The sequence below is a fragment of the Mannheimia granulomatis genome, assembly GCF_013377255.1.
In the GTDB taxonomy this organism is placed as follows: domain Bacteria; phylum Pseudomonadota; class Gammaproteobacteria; order Enterobacterales; family Pasteurellaceae; genus Mannheimia; species Mannheimia granulomatis.
This window is the reverse complement of sequence record NZ_CP016614.1, coordinates 1812968-1835578: the sequence shown is the minus strand read 5'-3', so window position 1 is coordinate 1835578 and position 22611 is coordinate 1812968. Positions and strand designations below refer to the sequence as shown.

Annotated in this window: 23 protein-coding genes; 17 read left to right on the top strand and 6 right to left on the bottom strand. The window is 38.8% G+C overall.

Annotated elements, in window-relative coordinates:
* Positions 1 to 58 precede the first annotated feature (58 nt).
* The 3 genes from A6B41_RS08495 (at position 59) to A6B41_RS08485 (ending at position 2955) form a co-directional block, all read left to right on the top strand.
* A complete protein-coding gene (locus A6B41_RS08495) occupies positions 59 to 1573 on the top strand; it encodes a L,D-transpeptidase family protein (RefSeq protein ID WP_027074067.1) in 1515 nt (504 codons plus the stop codon).
* A 181-nt stretch (positions 1574 to 1754) separates the two neighbouring features.
* Positions 1755 to 2309 (top strand): peptidoglycan L,D-endopeptidase MepK, encoded by a 555-nt coding sequence (locus A6B41_RS08490; RefSeq protein WP_027074068.1) that lies wholly within the window; start codon positions 1755 to 1757, stop codon positions 2307 to 2309.
* A 16-nt stretch (positions 2310 to 2325) separates the two neighbouring features.
* Positions 2326 to 2955, top strand: a complete 630-nt coding sequence (locus A6B41_RS08485; RefSeq protein WP_027074069.1) for an MBL fold metallo-hydrolase — start codon at positions 2326 to 2328, stop codon at positions 2953 to 2955.
* 34 nt (positions 2956 to 2989) lie between these two features.
* Here the strand turns inward: A6B41_RS08485 and A6B41_RS08480 are convergent, their stop codons facing one another.
* Genes A6B41_RS08480 through rsgA form a run of 4 tightly spaced genes read right to left on the bottom strand, consistent with a single transcriptional unit; the run spans position 2990 to position 5364 of the window.
* Positions 2990 to 3358 carry a YcfL family putative periplasmic lipoprotein gene (locus tag A6B41_RS08480; protein ID WP_027074070.1) on the bottom strand — a complete coding sequence of 123 codons (369 nt, stop codon included), beginning with the start codon at positions 3356 to 3358 and terminating at the stop codon, positions 2990 to 2992.
* A gap of 1 nt (position 3359) precedes the next feature.
* Positions 3360 to 3719, bottom strand: coding sequence for an HIT domain-containing protein (locus tag A6B41_RS08475; protein ID WP_027074071.1), 360 nt, complete (start codon positions 3717 to 3719; stop codon positions 3360 to 3362).
* Positions 3720 to 3731: 12 nt separating this feature from the next.
* Entirely contained in the window at positions 3732 to 4325 is a 594-nt protein-coding gene (gene rnhB / locus A6B41_RS08470) for a ribonuclease HII (RefSeq protein ID WP_027074072.1), read from the bottom strand.
* 1 nt (position 4326) lies between these two features.
* Positions 4327 to 5364, bottom strand: a complete 1038-nt coding sequence (gene rsgA, locus A6B41_RS08465; RefSeq protein WP_027074073.1) for a small ribosomal subunit biogenesis GTPase RsgA — start codon at positions 5362 to 5364, stop codon at positions 4327 to 4329.
* Between the two features lie 448 nt (positions 5365 to 5812).
* Between rsgA and A6B41_RS08460 the strand changes: the two genes are divergently transcribed.
* The 4 genes from A6B41_RS08460 (at position 5813) to A6B41_RS08445 (ending at position 9169) form a co-directional block, all read left to right on the top strand.
* A complete protein-coding gene (locus tag A6B41_RS08460) occupies positions 5813 to 6706 on the top strand; it encodes a transcriptional regulator GcvA (RefSeq protein ID WP_027074074.1) in 894 nt (297 codons plus the stop codon).
* A gap of 155 nt (positions 6707 to 6861) precedes the next feature.
* On the top strand, positions 6862 to 7539 hold the full coding sequence (yjjG, locus tag A6B41_RS08455; RefSeq protein ID WP_027074075.1) for a pyrimidine 5'-nucleotidase: 678 nt from the start codon (positions 6862 to 6864) through the stop codon (positions 7537 to 7539).
* Position 7540: 1 nt separating this feature from the next.
* On the top strand, positions 7541 to 8524 hold the full coding sequence (gene cysB / locus A6B41_RS08450; RefSeq protein ID WP_027074076.1) for an HTH-type transcriptional regulator CysB: 984 nt from the start codon (positions 7541 to 7543) through the stop codon (positions 8522 to 8524).
* Positions 8525 to 9169, top strand: coding sequence for a hypothetical protein (locus A6B41_RS08445; protein ID WP_027074077.1), 645 nt, complete (start codon positions 8525 to 8527; stop codon positions 9167 to 9169).
* Positions 9170 to 9264: 95 nt separating this feature from the next.
* On the opposite strand, the gene A6B41_RS08440 is transcribed toward A6B41_RS08445, so the two are convergent.
* The gene (locus A6B41_RS08440; RefSeq protein WP_027074078.1) at positions 9265 to 10896 is read right to left on the bottom strand and encodes a phosphoethanolamine transferase; all 1632 of its coding nucleotides are present in this window, start codon (positions 10894 to 10896) and stop codon (positions 9265 to 9267) included.
* A gap of 211 nt (positions 10897 to 11107) precedes the next feature.
* Between A6B41_RS08440 and pyrG the strand changes: the two genes are divergently transcribed.
* The gene (gene pyrG / locus A6B41_RS08435; RefSeq protein ID WP_027074079.1) at positions 11108 to 12745 is read left to right on the top strand and encodes a glutamine hydrolyzing CTP synthase; all 1638 of its coding nucleotides are present in this window, start codon (positions 11108 to 11110) and stop codon (positions 12743 to 12745) included.
* 100 nt (positions 12746 to 12845) lie between these two features.
* Entirely contained in the window at positions 12846 to 14075 is a 1230-nt protein-coding gene (locus A6B41_RS08430) for a uracil-xanthine permease family protein (protein WP_027074080.1), read from the top strand.
* A gap of 91 nt (positions 14076 to 14166) precedes the next feature.
* Here A6B41_RS08430 and nfuA read toward each other — a convergent pair whose 3' ends face one another.
* Positions 14167 to 14763, bottom strand: a complete 597-nt coding sequence (gene nfuA / locus A6B41_RS08425; RefSeq protein ID WP_027074081.1) for a Fe-S biogenesis protein NfuA — start codon at positions 14761 to 14763, stop codon at positions 14167 to 14169.
* Between the two features lie 536 nt (positions 14764 to 15299).
* Here nfuA and A6B41_RS08420 point away from each other — a divergent pair.
* From A6B41_RS08420 to nqrM, 8 genes are all read left to right on the top strand, one after another.
* Entirely contained in the window at positions 15300 to 16658 is a 1359-nt protein-coding gene (locus tag A6B41_RS08420; protein WP_027074082.1) for a Na(+)-translocating NADH-quinone reductase subunit A, read from the top strand.
* Between the two features lie 2 nt (positions 16659 to 16660).
* Positions 16661 to 17896 (top strand): NADH:ubiquinone reductase (Na(+)-transporting) subunit B, encoded by a 1236-nt coding sequence (locus tag A6B41_RS08415; RefSeq protein ID WP_027074083.1) that lies wholly within the window; start codon positions 16661 to 16663, stop codon positions 17894 to 17896.
* Positions 17889 to 18662, top strand: a complete 774-nt coding sequence (locus A6B41_RS08410; RefSeq protein ID WP_027074084.1) for a Na(+)-translocating NADH-quinone reductase subunit C — start codon at positions 17889 to 17891, stop codon at positions 18660 to 18662. The genes A6B41_RS08415 and A6B41_RS08410 overlap by 8 nt, the downstream gene beginning before the upstream one ends.
* A complete protein-coding gene (locus A6B41_RS08405; RefSeq protein WP_025236574.1) occupies positions 18662 to 19288 on the top strand; it encodes an NADH:ubiquinone reductase (Na(+)-transporting) subunit D in 627 nt (208 codons plus the stop codon). The genes A6B41_RS08410 and A6B41_RS08405 overlap by 1 nt, the downstream gene beginning before the upstream one ends.
* 1 nt (position 19289) lies before the next feature.
* Complete coding sequence (nqrE, locus tag A6B41_RS08400) at positions 19290 to 19886, top strand: NADH:ubiquinone reductase (Na(+)-transporting) subunit E (protein WP_027074085.1); 597 nt, start codon at positions 19290 to 19292, stop codon at positions 19884 to 19886.
* Positions 19887 to 19896: 10 nt separating this feature from the next.
* Positions 19897 to 21126 carry an NADH:ubiquinone reductase (Na(+)-transporting) subunit F gene (gene nqrF / locus A6B41_RS08395; RefSeq protein ID WP_027074086.1) on the top strand — a complete coding sequence of 410 codons (1230 nt, stop codon included), beginning with the start codon at positions 19897 to 19899 and terminating at the stop codon, positions 21124 to 21126.
* A 190-nt stretch (positions 21127 to 21316) separates the two neighbouring features.
* Complete coding sequence (locus A6B41_RS08390; protein ID WP_027074087.1) at positions 21317 to 22351, top strand: FAD:protein FMN transferase; 1035 nt, start codon at positions 21317 to 21319, stop codon at positions 22349 to 22351.
* 14 nt (positions 22352 to 22365) lie between these two features.
* Positions 22366 to 22611 (top strand): (Na+)-NQR maturation NqrM, encoded by a 246-nt coding sequence (nqrM, locus tag A6B41_RS08385; protein ID WP_027074088.1) that lies wholly within the window; start codon positions 22366 to 22368, stop codon positions 22609 to 22611.

The following is a 22611-nucleotide window of genomic DNA, read 5'->3' as shown; positions in this document are numbered from 1 at the left end:
CCGCTTAGGTAACTAAGCGGTCTATTTTTTGGAAAAATTTGCAATGAAGGATAAACGGATGACTAAGGTGAAAGCCTTTAAATTATTACCTATGATGCTTGCATTTTCGAGCTTTGCAGTTGCTCAGACAACCGCTCCGGCAGAAGCAGCTCCTGTTGTTCAAGATACAATCTTACCGCAGTTGAGTTTTGCAGCCCAGCAAGCTCGAGCAGCGGAATTAATGAAGCAAGCAGATTATGCATTACAGCAAGAACAAATTCGTCAAGAAGAAGCAAGAAAATTTGCTGAGGCTGAAGCTAAAATTAAGCAAGAAATTGGTAATAATGTGTTATTGCTTAGTCAGGCTACGACTAAAGTGTATTTAGACAGCCAGTTTTCTAAGATGTGGAATGATAAAACTGCGGAAAAAGTGTTCTTAAAAGAGTATGCTTTGCTGGCAGCAAGTGGGGTATCATCGAAATCAGCCAAAGCATTGCAGCAGATTTTAAGTCAGCCGGAAGGATTAGGACGTGATATTCTCTTAACAGACGGTTTTTTAGACTATCTATTTTATAGTAAAAATGTATTTAAAAATGCTAATAATTGGTTATATAGCCTAGGTAGCTATAGCCCAAAGGCGCCGTCATCTGAGCAAATTGATAAATGGGTAAATGCGGTAAGAGAGGGTGAGTCGGGTCAATTTGTGTCTAATCTTGTGCCGAGAAACCATCTATATCGTGATACTACAGAAAGAGTGCTTGCCATGGCAGGTGGTTTTGCGAAAAAAGGAAAAATCAGTGGGGAAACCGCTCAGGGAACGTCATTTTATAAATTGGCGTTAAATGCACAGCGTTTACGTATTATCCCGAATTTCAATAACGGCATTTTCGTTAATATTCCAAGCTATCAATTATATTATTTCCGTGATGGTGCTTTAGCTTTACAATCTAAGGTGATTGTTGGACGTAATGAGCGTCGTACCCCGGTGATGTACAGCAAATTGAGTAATGTGGTCGTTAACCCGCCTTGGAATGTACCAACCAGTATTATGACTAAAGATATTGTGCCGAAGCTGGCCCGTGATCCGGGGTATGCTGATCGCGTCAGTCTAGAAATTCTGGATGGTAACGGTAATAAAATTAATGCTCGTAGCGTTAATTGGTCTCAATATATCAATGCAAAAAGTACACCATACCGCATTCGTCAGAAAGCAGGTGATGACAGTGCTTTAGGGCGTTATAAATTCAATATGCCAAGTTCTGATGCGATTTATTTACATGATACTCCAAATCATGGCTTATTCGGAAAAACTGACCGTGCTTTAAGCTCTGGCTGCGTACGTGTGGCAAAATCAGATGAGTTAGCCTCTATTCTACTAAAAGAAGCAGGTTGGAGTGTAGATAAGAAAAACAAAGTATTAGAGAGTAAAAAAACCACTTCAGCACAAATCCAATCAGATAACCCTGTTTATCTATATTATGTTACTGCTTGGGTTGAAGGTGGAAAGGTGCAAACCTTACCGGATATTTATAACTTTGACGCAAAAATTCCGCAAACTTCAATTAATTGGAATAAAGTGAGAAGTTTGATTTAATTAGGATTGTTAAATTTTGTGGGTTCCAAGAAGAATTTTAATCTTCTTGGAACTTTTTAGACTTGGAAGTTACCTATAACTTATGACTTAAATTTTTATTTTCCTACTTTTTATGGTTTATAGAAAATGGTTAACAATTGAGCTATTTTCTATAAATCAGTAGCTAACCTATGAGGTAAAAATGAAACAAATTGATGTTCAACGCCGTAAGTGGTTATCACTCGGTGGACTTGTTTTAGGGGCTAGCCTTCTGCCGGGTCAAGTGATGGCAGCGCTTTCTACACCAGCCCCTGTTGCATTGCGTTTTCGCAATATTAATACAGGTGATACCTATACAGCCAAATTTGGTGTGGGTGGACTCAACAAAACTGATCTCGGGCACTTAAATTACTTAATGCGAGATCGCCATATCAACCAAGTAAAAGCAATTGATCCAAGATTATTTGTTAAATTGAATCAGCTCCAACGCCGTTTAGGTTTTCATAATGCCGAAATTCTCGTCTTAAGCGGTTATCGTTCGGCACAAACTAATGCCAGAATGCGTATGAGAAGCCGTGGTGTAGCAAGTCATAGTTACCATATTCGCGGGCAGGCAGTGGACTTCCAAGTGTCAGGTGTACCACTAAATAAGGTTAGACAAGCAGCAGAAAGCTTAAATAACGGTGGAGTAGGCTATTATCCACGTAGCAATTTTGTTCACGTAGATACTGGCCCGGTACGTACATGGCGAGGCTAACAAGCGGTTATATTTGATGTTTAATTTGCAAATTATTCCAGTCAGTCCTTTTCAACAAAACTGTACTGTTGTATGGGACGAAAACAACAATGCAGCAATTATTGATGCCGGTGATGATGCTGAACGTATCATTCAATTTGTAGAATCTCAAAATTTAAAAGTGCAAAAATTATTGATTACCCATGCGCATTTAGATCATATTATGGCGGTGGAGAAGGTAAAAAATCACTTTGATGTTGAGGTTTTTGGTTCAAATATTGCAGATAAACCGTTATTTGAGCGTTTGCCGGAAATGTGCCAGCAGTTTGGATTAGCTCCTGTTGAAGCCTGTTTGCCCGATTACTGGTTGGGAGAAGGCGATATAGTTGAAGTTGGAAATCTAAAATATCAAATTCGCCACTTACCCGGCCACGCACCAGGACATATCGGCTTTTTTGATTTTGAGAATAAAATTGCTTTTAGTGGTGATGTATTATTTCAAAACAGTATTGGGAGAACAGATCTTTATATGGGCAGTCATGCTCAATTATTGGAGACTATCCGAACCAAAATGTTTGATCTAGAAGATGACTTTATTATTGTGCCGGGACATGGTTCACATACCACCATTGGGCGTGAAAAACAAAGTAATCCGTTTTTGAAATAATAAAAAGCAGATCGTTGGACGATCTGCTTTTTTGCTATCTACTCCCGCGTAAATAGAGACGGTAACTGATAGATTCTGGGGTGGGCTTGATTAAGGTGACAAACTGTGTCTGCTTGGGTTGCAACCATAAATATTGCCAAGGAGTGCTATCTGTATTGCTAAATGATTGTGTCACACCATCTTTATCATACCAAAAAAGTTTGTAAGCGATATTAAGCGGAAATTCGGTCAAATTTGTCGTGGCAAATCGTTTATCATCAGTTTCTAATTTAATGTGGTCTGCAATATTCGCTTCGATATTTACAATAGGGCTTGCGCTTTTGGGTAAATAGCTGACAGGTTTACCGGTACAAGCGGTCAAAAACAGCGAAAAAATTGCAACAATGGAAAGCGATTTCATCATATTATTTAGTCACTAAAGGGCCTAATTTTTGTCCACCAAGTAAGTGCATATGGATATGGAACACTTCTTGTCCGCCGTTTTTATTGCAGTTCATTACCAATCGATATCCGTCTTTTGCAATACCTTCTTCTTTAGCCAATTTTGCTGCAACGGTAAATAGCCGACCAAGCGCTAATTCATCTTCAGCCGTTATATGGTTTACTGTTGGAATAAATTTATTCGGAATAATTAAAATATGTGTTGGTGCTTGTGGAGCAATATCGCGAAATGCAGTTACCAATTCATCTTGATAGACGATATTTGCCGGAATTTCTTTATTGATAATTTTAGTAAAAATGGTTTCTTGATATTCTTGAGGCATAGTATGTTCCTTTTAGTCTAAATTAAGCACTTTTCTAACCGGCGCAAAGCTTTTACGGTGATAAGGCGTTGCACCAAATTCTACTAATTTTTCAAAATGCAGCTTGGTTGGGTACCCTTTATGTTGAGCAAAGCCATATTCGGGGTGAAGCTGGTCAAGCTGAGCCATTTCTTGATCGCGGGCAACTTTCGCTAAAATCGAAGCAGCACTGATTTCTGCTACCAAACTATCGCCTTTTACTACCGCTTGAGCAGGCATTACTAGTTTGGGGATGCGGTTGCCATCCACCAACACAAAATCAGGCTGAATATGCAATCCAGCTACCGCTCTCTGCATTGCCAACATTGTAGCATGTAAAATATTGAGTGTATCAATTTCAGTCGGTTCTGCACGTCCAAGTGACCAACTTAATGCTTTAGCTTTGATTTCTTCAGCTAGGGCAATACGCTTTTTTTCAGAGAGCTTTTTAGAATCAGCTAAACCTTCAATCGGATTATTTGGATCTAAAATCACCGCAGCTGTAACGACGGCCCCGACTAAAGGGCCACGACCGACTTCATCAACACCGGCAATTAGTTTGGCGTCAGGATATAAAAATTCATTCATGTTATAAATCTTCCGTTCTAAAATGACGTTGGCTTTTACTTTCAGCCCGGCTTTCAATTAGACGATGGTAATTTTCAAAGCGAATTGCAGAAATTTCACCATTTTCGACCGCTTGTCTTAATGCACAACCTGGGTCGGCTTTGTGTTTGCAATCACGGAATTTGCAGGTGCCTAGCACAGATTGAAATTCGCGATAGCCTAAGGTAATTTGCTCGGGTTCTAAATGCCATAGGCCAAACTCACGTATTCCCGGTGAGTCAATTAAGTTACCGCCTTGCGGTAAATGATAGAGACGTGAGGCAGTGGTAGTGTGTTGCCCTAAGCCAGATACATCGCTTACTGAACCGGTTAACGCATTAACTTCAGGTATTAGTTGATTGATCAGGCTTGATTTGCCGACACCGGATTGTCCGACAAAAATAGAGGTACCTTTGGCTAAATATTGATGTAAGGCATCCATATTTTCACCGGTATCGGCAGATAAACACAGTGTTTTATAGCCAATTTCCTCGTAAATTTTTAATTGTTCTTGAACCGTTTTTCTCTCTGACTCATTTAATAAATCAATTTTATTTAGCACAATGAGGGCTGGAATATTTGCAGTTTCGCAAATCACTAAATAGCGATCGATAATATTCAATGAAAGTGTAGGTAGCACGGCAGACACAATAATAATTTGGTCAATATTTGATGCCATTACTTTAATGCCATCATAATAATCTGGGCGAGTGAGCTCATTTTTACGCGGGAATACTGCTTCGATCACACCACTTATACCTTGTAATTGCTCGCTACCCTTACGCCAAGAGACAATATCGCCAACTACTACATTTTTTAAGGTCCGACGTAGATTGCAGCGGAAGATTTCTCCCTGCTCGGTTTCAACATCAGCATGTTTGGCATGTCGGGTAACGACAATACCTTGCTGGATTTCACCTAACATATCATCTTGCCATTCAGCTTCTTTTTTATTGATACGTTTGTGATGATTCGATTGAATTCTGCGTTGTTGGTTATGGGTTAGTCTTCGTTTACTCAAGGGAATTCTCAGTCTTTTAATATCAAGGTTTATAGATTAGCATACTATAAAACACCCCTCTATAATAGTCTAAATTCATAGAATAAAAGGGAATAAGGGCTAGAATAAAAATAATGAATAAGATAGAATTATACCTAAATGTTTGAGAGGCTATGATAGCTAGAAAAAAACCGCCCAAAGTGGGCGGTTATAAACCAATACGGTTCAAAATATACAGGAAGTGAAACGAGTAACGTTAGTTACTCTAGTCTAGTTTCCTAGACCAATATGCAAACACAACATCATACTTAAAATTTAGGAGTAGAAATATCTTCTACGACTATCCATCTAAGTATGGGCGTAATTTTATAGCCTCTTATGTAACGTATCAAACGAAATTTTTTAATTTAAACTATCAGAAAAAATAATGGTTGTACCTTTATTGGCAATCATCATCAATTGAAACTATATGAATATAAAACTCCCACCATTAAATGCATTAAAAGCATTCGAATCGGCTGCTCGTCATTTGAATTTCACTAAAGCCGCAGAAGATTTATTTGTAACACAAGCAGCTGTAAGCCATCAAATTAAATTATTGGAAGATTTTCTCGGTGTTTCTTTATTTCATCGTCGTAATCGTTTGTTGGAACTAACTGAGTTGGGTGCTCAGTATTTTTATGAAGTGCAGCCCCTATTGGAACAAATTGCGTTAGCAACCGATAAGATTCGCCAGCAAAGTTGCCGTCAGATCTTAACTATTAGTGTTCCCCAAACGTTTGGTATGCATTGGCTAGTCCCTCGTTTGGCAGATTTTCATGAGAAATACCCTGAAATTGAAGTTAGAATTAAAGGCGTTGATCATGATGAAGGATTATTAGGTAAAGAAATTGATGTTGCTATTTATTATGGCAGTGGAGACTGGAGCGATCTAGAGTCTATTCGTTTAACGGAATCTCGTATTGTGATTTTAGCTTCACCGGAATATTTAGCACAGAATAGAATAACTAGTGCGGAAGATCTCGTGGATAAAACTTTACTCCATTCATCAACTTATAATAAATGGAAAAGTATGGTGGAGCATTTAAATATTCAAGACAAAGTAGATGCTGAAACAGGTTCTATGTTTAGCCATACCTTTATGGTGTTACAAGCAGCGATGCATCAACAAGGTGTGGCAATTGCCAATCAAGTTCTGGCTCAGCATGAAATTGAGAAAGGTACATTAATTGAGCCTTTTCCTACCACATTATTTGATGAAAAGTCATTTTATGTTGTCTATTCTCCTCAATCATCACAGGTGCCGAAAGTGCAATGTTTTGTTGAGTGGATTCAGCAGAAAATGAAAGAGTGCTGTGGTTAATTGCCTATTTATTGAGTTATCAAGCGGTTAAATTTTAGTGATTTTTTACTCATTGCTCGCTCATCCAGAGCCGTTTGTAAAGCTGACATTCAAATGTAGATGTTTGTGCTAAAGAATACTGAAATCTAACCGCTTGTTTTATTAAAAGGAAGAGTATGAAATATCAATGGATATTATTTGATGCGGATGAAACCTTATTTTCGTTCAATTCGTATTTCGGGTTAAAATCGATGTTGGCTCGCTATCATATTGATTTTAGCGAGCAAGACTATCAGGAATTTCAGGCAATAAATAAGCCTTTATGGGTTGCTTACCAAAATAACGAAATCACAGCACAAGATATTCAAACTCGGCGATTTGCGAAATTATCTGAACAAACAGATGTAACGCCTTTCCAATTAAATCAAGAATTAATGGCGGAAATGGCGTGGGTGAGTAAACCTTTAGAAGGCGTTATTGAAACGCTCAATGCTTTGTACGGCAAAGTTAAAATGGGCATTATTACCAATGGTTTTACCGAGTTGCAACAAAAGCGGTTACTTAATACCCAAACCGAGCATTTTTTTGAAATCTTAGTAGTGTCCGAACAAATTGGCGCTGCAAAGCCAGATCGTCAGGTTTTTGATTATGCCTTTGCATTGATGGATGAATTTAACCGAACCAAAGTTTTAATGGTAGGTGATACTCTGGCATCCGATATTTTAGGTGGGAATAATTCGGGCATTGATACTTGTTGGCTAAATGTATCAAAAATAAAAAATGAGACACACATTAAGCCAACTTATGAGATTCATAACATTAAACAGATTATTGAGATTGTAGAAGGAAAATAATATGAAATTGCAACAGCTGCGCTATATCGTTGAAATTGTAAACCAAAATTTAAATATTACAGAAGCGGCGGAAGCGCTTTACACTTCACAGCCGGGAATAAGTAAACAAGTACGTTTGTTAGAGAGTGAGCTCGGTGTTAATATTTTTGAGCGTAACGGAAAGCACGTGAAATCATTAACCCCTGCAGGCGAGAAAATTGTAGCAATTGCCCGCGAGTTATTGGTGAAAACACAAAGTATCAGATCAGTTGCTGAAGAACACACTCGACCGAATAAAGGCGTGCTACGTATTGCGACTACAAACACACAAGCACGCTATATGTTGCCGGATGTGATTAATAAATTTAAGGTCCGTTATCCTGATGTGAGTTTGCATTTGCATCAAGGTTCACCTAATCAGATTCATGATGCTTTAATGGCAGGAGAAGTTGATTTAGCTATTACCACAGAAGCACAGTATTTATTCGAAGAGGCGATTTTATTACCATGTTATTGGTGGAATCGCTCAGTTATTGTAAGACCGGACCATCCGCTGGCAACTTTTGTGAACCAAAGTGAAGATTTGACTGTCGAAGAACTAGGTAAATACGATTTGATTACTTATACATTCGGCTTTACCGGTCAGTCAGATTTGGATCATGCTTTCAATAAAGACGGTATTTTACCGAATATTGTGTTTACCGCAACCGATGCAGATGTGATTAAAACCTATGTTAGATTAGGATTAGGCGTTGGTATTATGGCTTCTATGGCATATACAGAGTCAGATAAAGATTTGGTTGCAATTAAAGCAAGTCATTTATTTCAATCGAGTATGACTCAAATTGCGATTAAACGAGGAACCTTCCTTCGTAATTATATGTATGATTTTATTAATTATTTCTCACCACACTTAACTAGAGCACAGGTGGAGAAAGCAGAACAATTAAGAGATAAGAGTGCTATCTCAAGGTTGTTCGAGAGTATATCTTTAGAGGAGAAATAGATGAAAATTTGGCAGAAGCTCACAGTCTCTATTGTTACAATTTCTGGATTGATTTCGACTGCTTATGCAGACAGTTTTAAGATTAAATATAGCTCAAATTATTTAATGCCAGCTTATATTAATTTCAATAATGGAGGCGGGCAATATAATATTCAGGCTAAAATTAATGTGCCATTATATAACATTGTCTTTTCTGCGAAAGGAACGGAAAAAAACGGGCAGTTTAATATGTTGAGTTATAGAGATACTCGTAACGGCAAAACTTATGCGATGGCAGAGATAGATTCAAAAACAGTGAGATACGGAAAAGTAAAAGAACCGCTAAAACAGGAAGCTTTAACAATGCCGACTTATGATTTGTTTACCACTGCCTTCCAGCTGAGTTATTACGATAAATTACCTGCAAGCTTTCAAACGACTAACGGTAAAAAGCTTTATCCAACACCAAATGTGCAGTTACGTAAATCGCAAAGAGATGTAAAAGCCAGTGGTAAGAACTATAAGGAAATTACTTATAAATTCAGAACCAGTGATAACAAGGACATTACCGTCAAAAAATATGAGGGTGAAAAATTCCCTCGCTATATTGCCTATAGTCGTGATGGCGATAACTACGAGCTGACATTTGATAGTTTCGTTCAGTAAATATAGGAACAAGCGGTCTAATTTTGACTATATTTTGCAAAATTAACTATTTAAAAATAAAGGCAATATTTCTTTAAGAAATATTGCCTTTTTTACTACTTGTGGCATTGAGCCAAAATATCTAATTCTTTGTTATAAACGGAGAATGGAGTTTTCATATCCATCATGCTAATCACGGTATGGAAGAAATTATCGTGGGAATGTGCGTTATTTTTCGCATTATTTCGAACGCAATTTAAATCAAATGGCTCGTTTTTAATCCATTCTGGTGAAAACCACATAATCATAGGTACTTTGGTTTGGTAATCGGGAGCAATATTATATGGCGCACCGTGTAAATATAATCCGTTTTCACCTAACGATTCACCATGATCAGAGACATAGTATAACGCGCTTTCCCATGCTGGTTCTTGTTCTAAACGTTGAATAATTTTATCTAAGAACTGATCTAAATATACAATACCATTATCATAAGTATTTACTAATTCTTGATTAGAGCAGCGATTAATTTCGTTAGTATCACAGGTTGGTGTAAAGATTCTTTCTTTGTCGGTATAACGTTCATAATATGTTGGTCCATGGTTACCCATGGTATGTAATACCACCACTAAATCTTTGTCAACTCGACTTTCTTTTAAGGCTTTATCCAGCTCAGGTAATAAAATATTATCTAAACACTCTCCATCGCGGCAGTATTCCGGTAAATTTAATGTGAGCAGATCTTTATTTGGCACGCGTTCGCATACCCCTTTGCAATCGCTATTATTATTTAGCCATAAAATATCAATACCGGCACGTTGGAGAATATCCAATAAATTATCCTGTTTTGATGCTCTTATACCGTTATGGTCAGCTTGTGAAAAGCTGGAAAACATACAAGGAACTGAGACCGCAGTTGATGTGCCACAACTACTAGCGTGCGGGAAATTGATAATTTGCTCACCACGAGCTGCTAGTTTTGGTGTGGTTTGGCGTTCATAACCGTTCAATCCCCAGTTTTGTGCACGGGTTGTTTCACCGACTACCAAGATAGTAACGTGGCGGTGGTCATCCGGCTTAGCTTGTACCGCATCTAAGCCTAATTGTTGGTACGGGATGTTATTACGATAATCGTGGCGGATTTTTTTCACGGTTGAAGCAATAAAATTAGACGGTGTAATCAAATTCGGTAGATTTTTGTGATTACGAAAAAAAGAAGCATAATCCTGATAATAAAATTTACCAACCGCTAAGATTACAAAAGCAGAACCTAAAATGGATCCGAAGCGAAAGCCGATCTCTTTCCACCAAGGTTTATAATCAATTTTAACCAGTAAGTAGAGGAAAGATGGAATAATTCCTAAGCAAACAATCCAAGCAATATAAGAAAATGTCAGCATTCGTGAGCTTTCTGCAAAATTGGTTTGTAGCACATTATTTAGCATATCTACATCAAAATAGACATTAAAAAATAATGAGTTATAACTAATTGCTGCACTTAAAATCAGCAAGGTTGGAATAATAATTTTATGGATAATCGGCAAGGCGATGAGATTAAGAATAATGTTAAGTGCAAAGAAATAGACTAACGGAATTGTTAAAATAAAATAATCTTCAACACGGAACTGAAACGATTGTGCATTTAAAACTTCCCGATAAAAACCTAGATTTAAAGCAAACATAAAATAGGCAGAAACGAGAAAGAGCAAGGTGGTTGATGAGAGTGAAAATTTATTAAAAATACGCATAAATACCTCTATTGAGTTAATGGTACCTTCTTAGAGGTAAGTGAGAAGATAAAGTTCGAGGGAGAAAAGAAATTTTTGAGACTCTCATCTATTTTCTATATAGCAAAAAATTTAGATTTGATGTAAACTGTTTTCCCGTCCTGATAGTTTCTTTTTATAAAGCAAACGTTTATCTTATTTCCAATCCAATTAATCAGCAAAGGCAATAACAATGGCAACGAATTATATTTTCGTAACGGGCGGTGTTGTATCTTCTTTAGGTAAAGGTATTGCGGCAGCCTCTCTTGCATCTATTCTTGAAGCTCGTGGTTTAAATGTCACCATTATGAAGCTTGACCCTTATATCAATGTTGACCCAGGTACGATGAGCCCAACTCAGCACGGCGAAGTGTTTGTGACCGAAGACGGTGCGGAAACCGATTTAGACTTAGGTCACTATGAGCGTTTTATCCGTTCAAAAATGAGCAAAGCGAACAACTTTACCAGCGGTAAAATTTACTCTGAGGTACTGCGTAAAGAACGCCGTGGCGACTATTTAGGTGCAACCATTCAGGTCATCCCGCACATCACCAACGAAATCAAAGAACGTGTGATTGAAGGCGGTAAAGGCCGTGATGTGGCGATTGTTGAAGTCGGCGGTACAGTGGGCGATATTGAGTCGCTACCATTCTTAGAGGCCCTTCGTCAATTAGCGGTAGATGTAGGTCGTGAAAAAACCTTATTTATGCACTTAACCCTTGTGCCATATATTCCAACGGCGGGTGAAGTCAAAACTAAACCAACCCAGCATTCAGTAAAAGAGTTACTGTCTATTGGTATTCAGCCGGATGTGTTAATTTGCCGTTCAGATCGTGCCGTGCCGGAAAATGAGAAGAAAAAAATTGCCTTATTTTGTAACGTTCCGGAGCGTGCGGTGATTTCACTGAAAGATGTGGATTCAATTTACCGTATTCCTGAATTATTGAAATCACAAGGTTTAGATACCTTTGTTTGCGATCGTTTCCGTTTAGATTGCAAAGAAGCCGATCTTTCAGAGTGGGAGCAAGTATTATATCGTCAAGCAAACCCGACAGGCGAAGTGACTATTGGTATGGTAGGAAAATATGTTGAATTACCTGATGCCTATAAATCGGTAAATGAAGCGTTAAAACACGCAGGTTTAACTAACCGTTTGACAGTCAATATTAAATATATTGATTCGCAAGATATCGAAACAAAAGGCACTGATTTACTTGCAGGCTTAGATGGCATTTTAGTACCGGGCGGCTTTGGCTATCGTGGCGTTGAGGGTAAAATCCGTACTGCACAATATGCTCGTGAAAACAAAATTCCATATTTAGGCATTTGCTTAGGCATGCAAATCGCTTTAATTGAATATGCTCGTAATGTTGCAGGTTTAACAGTGGCTAACTCATCTGAATTTGATAAAGATTGTTCACAGCCTGTAATCGGTTTAATTACCGAGTGGCAAGATGCTGACGGCAATGTTGAAACCCGTAGCGATGAATCCGATTTAGGCGGCACAATGCGTTTAGGGGCTCAACAATGCCATTTAATCGAAGGTTCAAAAGCCCGTGAATTATATGGTTCGGAAACTATTGAAGAACGTCATCGTCACCGCTATGAGGTGAATAATAAACTACTTCCACAAATTGAAGCAGCCGGTTTGAAAGTGACCGGATTATCGGCCGATCGTAAATTGGTGGAAATTATCGAGGTACCAAACCATCCTTGGTTTGTGGCTGCACAGTTCCACCCTGAATTTACCTCAACCCCACGTGATGGTCATCCATTATTTGCCGGTTTTGTAAAAGCAGCGAAAGAACATCAGGATAGCCGTAAGGCCTAATTTCATTACTGCAAGCGGTTAATTTTGCAAGTTTTTTTGCAAATTTAACCGCTTGTTACTATCCATTATTCGTTAATTCAAACAGAGAGTTGAAACAAAAATGACTAATCAAACTATCAGTACACCTAAACAGGCTTTTGTTGGCTTACAAATGTTATTTGTTGCATTTGGCGCTTTGGTTTTAATGCCTTTAATTACAGGTTTAGATCCTAACACTGCACTTCTTACCGCCGGTATCGGCACCTTGCTTTTCCAACTTTGCACAAAAGGGCAAGTGCCTATTTTCCTCGCCTCTTCTTTTGCTTTTATTGCGCCAATTCAATATGGTGTTCAGCAATGGGGGATCCCTGTTACTATGGGCGGCTTGGTTTTTAGTGGTCTTGTCTATTTCTTGCTGAGTGCTTTAGTGAAATTAAAAGGGGCGAAAATTCTTGAGAAATTATTTCCGCCTGTGGTTGTTGGCCCCGTTATTATCATCATTGGTTTGGGGCTTGCACCTGTTGCGGTAGATATGGCGTTAGCGAAAGGCACGCAAATTGAACCGAATACGGCGTTAATTATTTCAATGGCAACCTTAATTACTACGTTAGTGGTGGCGGTATTTGCCAAGGGAATGATGAAGTTAGTACCGATTATGTTTGGGATTTTAGTCGGCTATATTCTGTCTTTAGTATATGGCATTATTGATTTTACTAAAGTAACTGAAGCTGCTTGGTTTAGCTTACCGAATATCTCAGCACCCGAATTTGAACTCGAGGCAATTTTGTACCTTTTGCCAATCGCTTTAGCTCCGGCAGTGGAGCACGTTGGTGGTATTATGGCAATTAGCTCAGTGACCGGAAAAGATTTTATGAACAAACCGGGCTTACATCGTACCTTATTAGGTGATGGTGTGGCAACTTCTGCTGCTGCATTCTTAGGTGGTCCACCAAATACCACTTATGCGGAGGTAACAGGTGCGGTAATGCTTACCAAAAACTTTAATCCACGTGTGATGACTTGGGCGGCTTGTTGGGCAATTGCGATTTCATTCTGCGGTAAAGTAGGTGCATTCTTACAAACCATCCCGGGTGTTGTGATGGGGGGGATTATGATGTTAGTGTTTGGTTCAATTGCGGCTGTGGGAATGAGTACCTTAATTCGTGCTAAGGTAGATATGGGACAAGCTCGTAACTTATGTATTGTATCTGTGGTGATGACTTTTGGTATCGGTGGTATGTTTATTAATGTGGGTGAATTCTCGTTAAAAGGCATTAGCCTTTGTGCAATTGCTGCCATCATTATGAACTTAGTATTGCCGCATGAGAAAAAAGAATCCGATTCTCAATAGAGTAGCGGCAGTTTTAGCCCACCTGATTTTATCTCTTTACTATGTAATAAAAATGGGAAGGTTTAACCTTCCCATTTTTCATTTTGCTATCTTAATAATAAGAGTGTTCACCATGTTGGTGCTCGGTAATATCCCTTACTCCTACCAACTCATCCGGGAACATCATAAGCAGCTGTTTTTCTATACCTTCTTTTAATGTTACATCAACCATTGAACAGCCATTGCAACCACCACCAAATTGAAGAACAGCATATTTGTCTTCTGTTACCTCGAGCAATGTTACTTTACCACCATGGCTGGCTAATTGAGGGTTTACTTGGGTTTGAATCACATAATCTAAACGCTCAATAAAAGGAGCATCATCTGCTACTTTACGCATTTTGGCGTTCGGGGCTTTTAAGGTAAGTTGAGAGCCCATTGGATCGGTAACATAATCAATTTCTGCCTCGTCTAAAAACGGTAAACTTACATCATCAACAAAAGCTGAGAAATTATTAAAAGTAAATTCAGTATCTGTCTCTTCCACGGCATTTGGTGGGCAATAAGACACGCCACATTCAGCATTTGGTGTTCCTGGATTTACTACAAAAATACGGATATTAGTTCCTTCTTCTTGCTGTTCTAATAATCGGGCAAAATGTGCTTGAGCCGGATCGGAAATTGAAATATGAATCGTTTGTTCTGTCATTTCGAGTAATCCTATTTTCAAAATATTCTATTAAATTTATCAACTATTTTACGCCTGAATTTTAAAATTGCCTAGCTAAAAAATAGGTGTAAATTTTTAACACAAAATGCAAAAAGTATTTTGAACGCTGGCGTATCTAGCAGCTCTTAGGAGGCGAACAAAATTGTTAGAATTTTGTGAGTAAGATTTAACCGCTTGTAGAAGAATTTGATTAACTATTTATGGTTATCTTTCATGCTGAGCTTAAGTGAAAATTGATTTATTTCAAATTTTAGAGAGGGAAAGTGTAAAAAAGTGGGGGTTCTTCTAGCCATAGAGGGCGATTTTTAGGTAAAATATGGCGATTATTTTTTAGTTAACCTTTTGTTACAAAAAATCGACAACAAAAGGGGAAAACAGATTTGAGAACTTAATGTGGCTTTTAAAAATAAGTGGGGGAATCATCGTTTATTTTTAGTTCAGGCTGCGGCTCAATAGAAGCGATTGCGTTATACGCAATCATATTTTTAACCCAAAAGAAAAGTAGTGCAAACAATATGATTACAATCAAAAAAGGCTTAGATCTTCCAATTTCGGGAAAACCTGAGCAAGTAATCCATAACGGTAATACCGTTACTGAAGTTGCTATGCTTGGTGAAGAATATGTGGGAATGCGTCCTTCAATGAAGGTGCGTGAAGGTGATGTGGTTAAGAAAGGTCAAGTTCTTTTTGAAGATAAAAAGAATCCGGGCGTTCTCTTTACTGCTCCTGCAAGCGGAACTGTTACGGTGATTAACCGTGGCGAAAAACGCGTTCTTCAATCCGTAGTAATTAAAGTTGAGGGTGATGAGCAAATTACCTTTGCTCGTTATGAAGCCGGTGAGCTTGTCTCACTAACTTCAGAGCAAGTAAAACAAAACTTAGTAGAATCAGGTCTATGGACTGCATTCCGTACTCGTCCATTTAGCAAAGTGCCTGCATTAGATGCAATTCCTTCGTCTATCTTTGTTAATGCGATGGATACTAATCCGCTTGCAGCTAATCCTGAAGTGATTATTGCAGAACATCAACAAGCTTTCTTCGATGGCTTAACAGTGTTAAGTCGTTTATTTGATGGCAGTAAGACCATTCATCTTTGCGGTGGTGCTGATTCTAATATCTTAAATGCGGCACAGAGTCGTCAAATTCAAAATGTGGAAACCAACCGTTTCAAGGGGCCGCACCCTGCAGGTCTTGCCGGCACACATATCCACTTTATCGATCCTGTCGGCGCAACCAAGCAAGTTTGGTATTTGAACTATCAAGATGTGATTGCAATCGGTAAATTATTTACAACCGGTGAATTATTTACAGATCGCGTTGTGTCTTTAGCCGGTCCGCAAGTGAAAAATCCTCGTTTAGTGCGTACGCGTTTAGGTGCTAACCTTTCACAATTAACGGCAGGCGAATTAAATGAAGGTGAAAACCGTGTAATTTCCGGTTCTGTATTAAGCGGTGCTACCGCAGCAGGCCCAGTAGATTACTTAGGTCGCTATGCGTTACAAGTTTCGGTATTATTAGAAGGTCGTGAAAAAGCATTCTTCGGTATGATCGCACCTTACTCAGATAAATACTCTATTACTCGTACAACCTTGGGCCATTTTGCGAAGAAATTATTTAATTTCACAACAGCAGTTCATGGTAGTGAGCGTGCAATGGTGCCAACAGGTGCTTATGAGCGTGTAATGCCTTTAGATATTCTGCCTACGTTATTGTTACGTGATTTGGCTGCAGGCGATACTGACTCTGCTCAAGCATTAGGCTGTTTAGAGTTAGATGAAGAAGATTTAGCGTTATGTACTTTTGTGTGTTCAGGTAAAAACAACTGGGGACCATTATTACGTCAAGCGTTAGATAAGATCGAGAAGGATGGTTAAAAATGGGTTTAAAAAATCTTTTTGAAAAAATGGAACCCGCTTTCCATAAAGGTGGAAAGTATGAAAAATGGTACACGCTATTTGAAGCTGCTTATACTATTTTCTATACACCAGGTACAGTAACTCGTAAAGATGCTCACGTGCGTGATGCAATTGACTCTAAGCGTATGATGTTAATTGTTTGGTTAGCATTATTCCCTGCGATGTTCTATGGAATGTACAATGTTGGTGCACAAGGTATTTTGGCAGCTCTTAAAATGGGAACATTAACCGATTTAATTGCAAGCGACTGGCACTATAGTTTCGCTAATAGCTTAGGTTCTGTAACCGAAGCAGGTTGGGGAACTAAAATGGTGTTAGGTGCGACTTATTTCCTTCCTATCTACTTAACTGTATTTGCAGTAGGTGGCTTCTGGGAAGTGGTATTTGCAATGGTGCGCAAGCATGAAATTAATGAAGGTTTCTTTGTTACCTCTATTTTACTTGCACTTATTGTTCCGCCAACATTGCCATTATGGCAAGCAGCTCTTGCAACAACCTTTGGTGTTGTGGTTGCAAAAGAGGTATTTGGTGGTGTAGGGAAAAACTTTATGAACCCTGCATTAGCTGGTCGTGCATTCCTATTCTTTGCATATCCGGGGCAGATTTCCGGTGATGCAGTATGGGTTGCAGCAGATGGTTTTTCAGGTGCAACAGCACTTTCTCAATGGGCTGTCGGTGGACAAGCTGCACTAAAACACGTTGCAACAGGTGAAACTATCACTTGGATGGATGCGTTTTTAGGCAATATTCCGGGCTCTATTGGTGAAACATCAACTTTAATGTTGATCATCGGTGCGGCAATTATTGTCTTTGCTCGTATTGCATCATGGAGAATTATTGCAGGTGTTATGATTGGTATGGCTGCAACGGCAACATTATTTAATGTTATCGGTTCAGATACAAACCCATTATTCTCAATGCCGTGGCACTGGCACTTAGTTTTAGGTGGTTTTGCATTAGGTATGTTCTTTATGGCAACCGACCCGGTATCTGCAGCCTTTACGAATAAAGGTAAATGGGCATACGGTATTTTAATCGGCTTTATGTGCGTTTTAATCCGTGTAGCCAACCCGGCATATCCGGAAGGTATGATGTTAGCGATCTTATTTGCTAACTTATTTGCTCCAATCTTCGACTACTTAGTAGTTCAAGGCAATATCAAACGCAGATTAGCGAGGGTAGCAAACAATGGCTAAATTTAATAAAGATAGCGTTGGCGGTACACTAACCGTTGTGGTTTTATTAAGTTTAATTTGTTCTCTTATCGTAGCTGGTGCTGCGGTGTTATTAAAACCAACACAAGATATTCAGAAACAACTTGATAAACAGAAAAACATCTTACAAGCGGCCGGTTTATTGCAAAAAGATACTAATGTGCAAGAAACCTATGCAAAATTTATTGAGCCGAAAGTTGTTGATTTGGCAACAGGTGATTATGTTGAAGGCATGAAAGATTTTGATGCTCGTGCAGCAGCAAAAGACCCTGCAAAAAGCGTTGCAATCAGTCCTGCTGATGATAAGGCAAACATCAAAGTTCGTGCGAAATATGCGGAAGTCTATTTAGTAAAGGACGAAGCTGGTAAAACGACCCAAGTAGTATTGCCAATGCACGGCAATGGTCTATGGTCAATTATGTATGGCTTTGTCGCGGTTCAACCTGATGCTAATACTATCAATGGTATTACTTACTATGAGCAGGGAGAAACAGCAGGCTTAGGCGGGGAAATTGCAAACCCTAACTGGCAAAAAAACTTTGTAGGCAAGAAATTATTTAATGAGCAAAATGAAGTCGCTTTAAGAGTAGGTAAAGGAGCATCAGCCGATAAAGATCATGGTGTTGATGGTCTATCCGGTGCAACATTAACTTCAAATGGGGTTGATGGTTCATTCAAATACTGGTTTGGTCAAAACGGCTTTGGTCCATATTTAGCAAAATTTAAAGCAGCAATGGGAGTTAACTAATGGCAGACAATAACAATCTTAAAAAATTATTGTTATCGCCTATCGCAGATAACAACCCAATTGCACTACAGATTTTAGGTATCTGTTCTGCACTTGCGGTAACTACTCAATTACAAACAGCAGTAGTAATGGCGATTGCGGTAAGTTTAGTTACTGCATTCTCAAGTATGTTCATTTCAATGATTCGCAACTATATCCCAAATAGTATCCGTATCATTGTACAGATGGCGATTATTGCATCTCTTGTAATTTTGGTTGACCAAATTTTACGTGCGTATGCTTACGATCTTTCAAAGCAGTTATCGGTATTTGTTGGTTTGATTATTACTAACTGTATCGTAATGGGTCGAGCAGAAGCATTTGCAATGAAATCAGGTCCGGTTGAAAGTTTTGTAGATGGTATTGGCAATGGCTTAGGCTACGGTGCAATGTTAATTATTGTTGCATTTTTACGTGAATTAATCGGTTCAGGAAAAATCTTCGGTATCACTATTCTTGAAACTGTGCAAAATGGCGGTTGGTATCAAGCAAACGGTCTATTCTTATTAGCACCAAGTGCGTTCTTCATTATCGGATTTGTAATCTGGGGAATTAGAACGTGGAAACCGGAACAAGTGGAGAAATAAGATGGAACAACTTCTTAGTATCTTTGTTAAGTCCGTATTTATTGAAAATATGGCACTTTCTTTCTTCCTTGGTATGTGTACATTCCTCGCGGTGTCTAAGAAAGTTTCAACAGCATTTGGTTTAGGTATTGCGGTAATTGTAGTACTTGGTATTTCTGTACCGGCTAACCAATTAGTTTATGAACACGTTTTAAAAGATGGTGCATTAGTTGAAGGGGTAGATTTAAGCTTCTTAAACTTCATTACCTTTATCGGTGTAATTGCAGGTATTGTACAGATCCTTGAAATGGTATTAGATAAATACTTCCCGGCACTTTATAGTGCATTAGGTATTTTCTTACCGCTTATCACAGTAAACTGTGCTATCTTTGGTGGCGTATCCTTTATGGTACAGCGCGAATATAACTTTGCAGAATCTGTAGTATATGGTATCGGTGCTGGTACAGGCTGGATGTTAGCAATCGTAGCGCTTGCGGGTTTAACCGAGAAAATGAAATATTCTGATGTACCTGCCGGCTTGCGTGGTTTAGGTATTACTTTCATCACAGTTGGTTTAATGGCGTTAGGCTTTATGTCATTCTCAGGCATTCAATTATAAGGAGCATATCGTGGATAGTAATTTTATTTTCGGTATTATCGCATTTACGGCTCTGGTATTAGTGCTTGCGGTGATTATCCTGTTTGCTAAATCTAAATTAGTGGATTCTGGCGATATTACAATCTCAATCAACAATGACCCTGAAAAAGGCATTACGTTGCCTGCGGGCGGAAAATTACTCGGAGCTTTAGCGAGCAAAGGAATTTTCGTATCGTCAGCTTGTGGTGGCGGTGGCTCATGTGGTCAATGTAAAGTACAGGTGAAATCCGGTGGCGGTGAAATTCTGCCGACTGAGTTATCACATATTTCAAAGAAAGAAGCGAAAGAAGGCTGGCGTTTGGCTTGCCAAGTAAACGTGAAATCTTCTATGGATGTTGAATTACCGGAAGAAATCTTCGGCGTGAAAAAATGGCAATGTACTGTTATTTCTAACGACAACAAAGCGACCTTTATTAAAGAGCTTAAATTGGCGATTCCGGAAGGTGAAGAAGTACCATTCCGTGCCGGTGGTTATATCCAAATTGAAGCAGAGCCTCATACAGTTCATTATAAAGACTTCGATATTCCGAAAGAGTATCATGAAGACTGGGATAAATTTGACTTATGGCGTTATGTATCAAAAGTGGACGAGCATATCATTCGTGCTTACTCAATGGCTTCATATCCGGAAGAGAAAGGCATTATTATGCTGAATGTACGTATTGCGACACCTCCACCGCGCAACCCTGATGTACCACCGGGTCAAATGTCTTCTTACATTTGGTCTCTCAAAGCAGGCGATAAAGTGACCATCTCTGGCCCATTCGGTGAGTTCTTTGCGAAAGATACCGATAATGAAATGGTATTTATCGGTGGTGGTGCAGGTATGGCTCCAATGCGTTCACATATCTTCGACCAGCTCAAACGTTTGAAGTCAAAACGTAAAATGACTTTCTGGTATGGTGCACGTTCTGAGCGTGAGATGTTCTATGTGGAAGATTTCAATATGCTTCAAGAAGAGAATGATAACTTCAAGTGGTATGTTGCACTTTCAGATCCTCTACCGGGTGACAATGAAGAATACTACCGTGGCTTCATTCACAATGTGCTTTATGAAAACTACCTGAAAAATCATGAAGCACCGGAAGATTGTGAATACTATATGTGTGGTCCACCGGTGATGAATGCTGCCGTAATCGGTATGCTGAAGAGTTTAGGTGTTGAAGACGAAAACATCTTATTAGATGATTTTGGTGGCTAATCCTTAACTTCATACAATCACAAGCGGTGCGTTTTGCAGAATTTTTTGCAAAATGCACCGCTTGATTTAGTTCATAATGGAAAATTCTTAAAAGATAATTTTCCATTATGAATTGTAGGATGGGGCTTGCCTCACCATTTAACTAATTTACATTATAATGGTGGGGTAAGCTCCACCTTACAGGAATACTATGAAATTAAAAAGAGTACTTTCTTTTGCAATTTTCTCGCTGTTTTTAACCGCTTGTGAGAAAGCCCCGGAACAAATTACTTTACAAGGTAAAACAATGGGGACAACTTACACAGTAAAATATATTGATAATGGTGAGGTGAAGAATCTAGCTTCGGCAGATACAGTGAAAAATGAGTTGGATAAACTATTGATTGAGGTGAACAATCAAATGTCTACCTATCAAAATGATTCAGAAATAAGCCGTTTTAATCAGCTAAAACAAGCTAATCAAGTGGTCGAAATTTCAAAAGATTTCGCAAAGGTGGTGCAAGAGGCGATTCGTTTAAATAGCGTTACCGAAGGGGCATTAGATGTAACGGTTGGACCTTTGGTAAACCTTTGGGGATTCGGACCGGATAAACGTTTAAACAAAGTGCCTTCAGATGAACAGATTGCAGAGCGTTCCACCTATGTCGGTATTGATAAAATTGCAGTCCAAATAGATCCTAAGCCAACGCTCACAAAAGTTGTACCTGAGCTTTATTTGGATTTATCGGCGATTGCCAAAGGTTTCGGAGTAGATAAGTTAGCTGAATATCTTGAGCAGATTGGAGTGAGCAACTACTTAGTGGAAATTGGTGGTGAATTACGTGGTAAAGGTAAAAATCTCCAAGGGCTAGATTGGCGAATCGCGATTGAACAGCCTATAATGGCTCAAGCACAAACGGCTCAAATTACCGTACCGTTACATAATTTAGCGATGGCAACTTCGGGTAACTACCGCAATTATTTTGAAGATGAAAAAGGTAATCGTCTTTCACATATTATTAACCCGAAACAATTACGCCCGGTCAGCCATAATTTGGCATCAATTACTGTATTTGCTCCTACAACAATGACTGCAGACGGCTTATCCACAGGTTTATTTGTTTTAGGACCGGAAAAAGCCCTGCAAGTAGCAGAGCGTGAAAAACTGGCAATTTTTTTAATTATTAAAAACGGTGAGACATTTGAAACGCAAATGTCGAGCGAATTTAAAAAACTTATTCAATAGAGTGGGAGCTCTCAATGGAAACATTATTATTAACTTTCGGATTTTTTGTTGCCGTGATTTTTGCAATGTCGATTGGATTTATTGTTAAAGGTAAAACTATCAAAGGTAGCTGCGGCGGCATTACTGCATTAGGCATGAAAAAAATGTGTGACTGCGAGGAGCCTTGCGATAATTTGAAATCAAAAATTGCAGATGGTAGTGCTGATCCGGAAGAAGTTGCACGTTTTAACAAAGAACCACAATTTTACGAAGTGAAATAA

Bases quoted from the DNA above. Each gene is read 5' to 3' on its own strand.
- pyrG (WP_027074079.1), top strand. From the start codon at position 11,108: ATGGCAACGAATTATATTTTCGTAACGGGCGGTGTTGTATCTTCTTTA.
- A6B41_RS08405 (WP_025236574.1), top strand. From the start codon at position 18,662: ATGGCAGACAATAACAATCTTAAAAAATTATTGTTATCGCCTATCGCA.
- A6B41_RS08460 (WP_027074074.1), top strand. From the start codon at position 5,813: ATGAATATAAAACTCCCACCATTAAATGCATTAAAAGCATTCGAATCG.
- A6B41_RS08415 (WP_027074083.1), top strand. From the start codon at position 16,661: ATGGGTTTAAAAAATCTTTTTGAAAAAATGGAACCCGCTTTCCATAAA.
- A6B41_RS08420 (WP_027074082.1), top strand. From the start codon at position 15,300: ATGATTACAATCAAAAAAGGCTTAGATCTTCCAATTTCGGGAAAACCT.
- A6B41_RS08440 (WP_027074078.1), bottom strand. From the start codon at position 10,896: ATGCGTATTTTTAATAAATTTTCACTCTCATCAACCACCTTGCTCTTT.
- A6B41_RS08430 (WP_027074080.1), top strand. From the start codon at position 12,846: ATGACTAATCAAACTATCAGTACACCTAAACAGGCTTTTGTTGGCTTA.
- A6B41_RS08475 (WP_027074071.1), bottom strand. From the start codon at position 3,719: ATGCCTCAAGAATATCAAGAAACCATTTTTACTAAAATTATCAATAAA.
- nfuA (WP_027074081.1), bottom strand. From the start codon at position 14,763: ATGACAGAACAAACGATTCATATTTCAATTTCCGATCCGGCTCAAGCA.
- cysB (WP_027074076.1), top strand. From the start codon at position 7,541: ATGAAATTGCAACAGCTGCGCTATATCGTTGAAATTGTAAACCAAAAT.
- A6B41_RS08485 (WP_027074069.1), top strand. From the start codon at position 2,326: ATGTTTAATTTGCAAATTATTCCAGTCAGTCCTTTTCAACAAAACTGT.
- yjjG (WP_027074075.1), top strand. From the start codon at position 6,862: ATGAAATATCAATGGATATTATTTGATGCGGATGAAACCTTATTTTCG.
- nqrE (WP_027074085.1), top strand. From the start codon at position 19,290: ATGGAACAACTTCTTAGTATCTTTGTTAAGTCCGTATTTATTGAAAAT.
- rnhB (WP_027074072.1), bottom strand. From the start codon at position 4,325: ATGAATGAATTTTTATATCCTGACGCCAAACTAATTGCCGGTGTTGAT.
- A6B41_RS08490 (WP_027074068.1), top strand. From the start codon at position 1,755: ATGAAACAAATTGATGTTCAACGCCGTAAGTGGTTATCACTCGGTGGA.
- A6B41_RS08410 (WP_027074084.1), top strand. From the start codon at position 17,889: ATGGCTAAATTTAATAAAGATAGCGTTGGCGGTACACTAACCGTTGTG.
- A6B41_RS08495 (WP_027074067.1), top strand. From the start codon at position 59: ATGACTAAGGTGAAAGCCTTTAAATTATTACCTATGATGCTTGCATTT.
- nqrM (WP_027074088.1), top strand. From the start codon at position 22,366: ATGGAAACATTATTATTAACTTTCGGATTTTTTGTTGCCGTGATTTTT.
- A6B41_RS08390 (WP_027074087.1), top strand. From the start codon at position 21,317: ATGAAATTAAAAAGAGTACTTTCTTTTGCAATTTTCTCGCTGTTTTTA.
- A6B41_RS08480 (WP_027074070.1), bottom strand. From the start codon at position 3,358: ATGATGAAATCGCTTTCCATTGTTGCAATTTTTTCGCTGTTTTTGACC.
- A6B41_RS08445 (WP_027074077.1), top strand. From the start codon at position 8,525: ATGAAAATTTGGCAGAAGCTCACAGTCTCTATTGTTACAATTTCTGGA.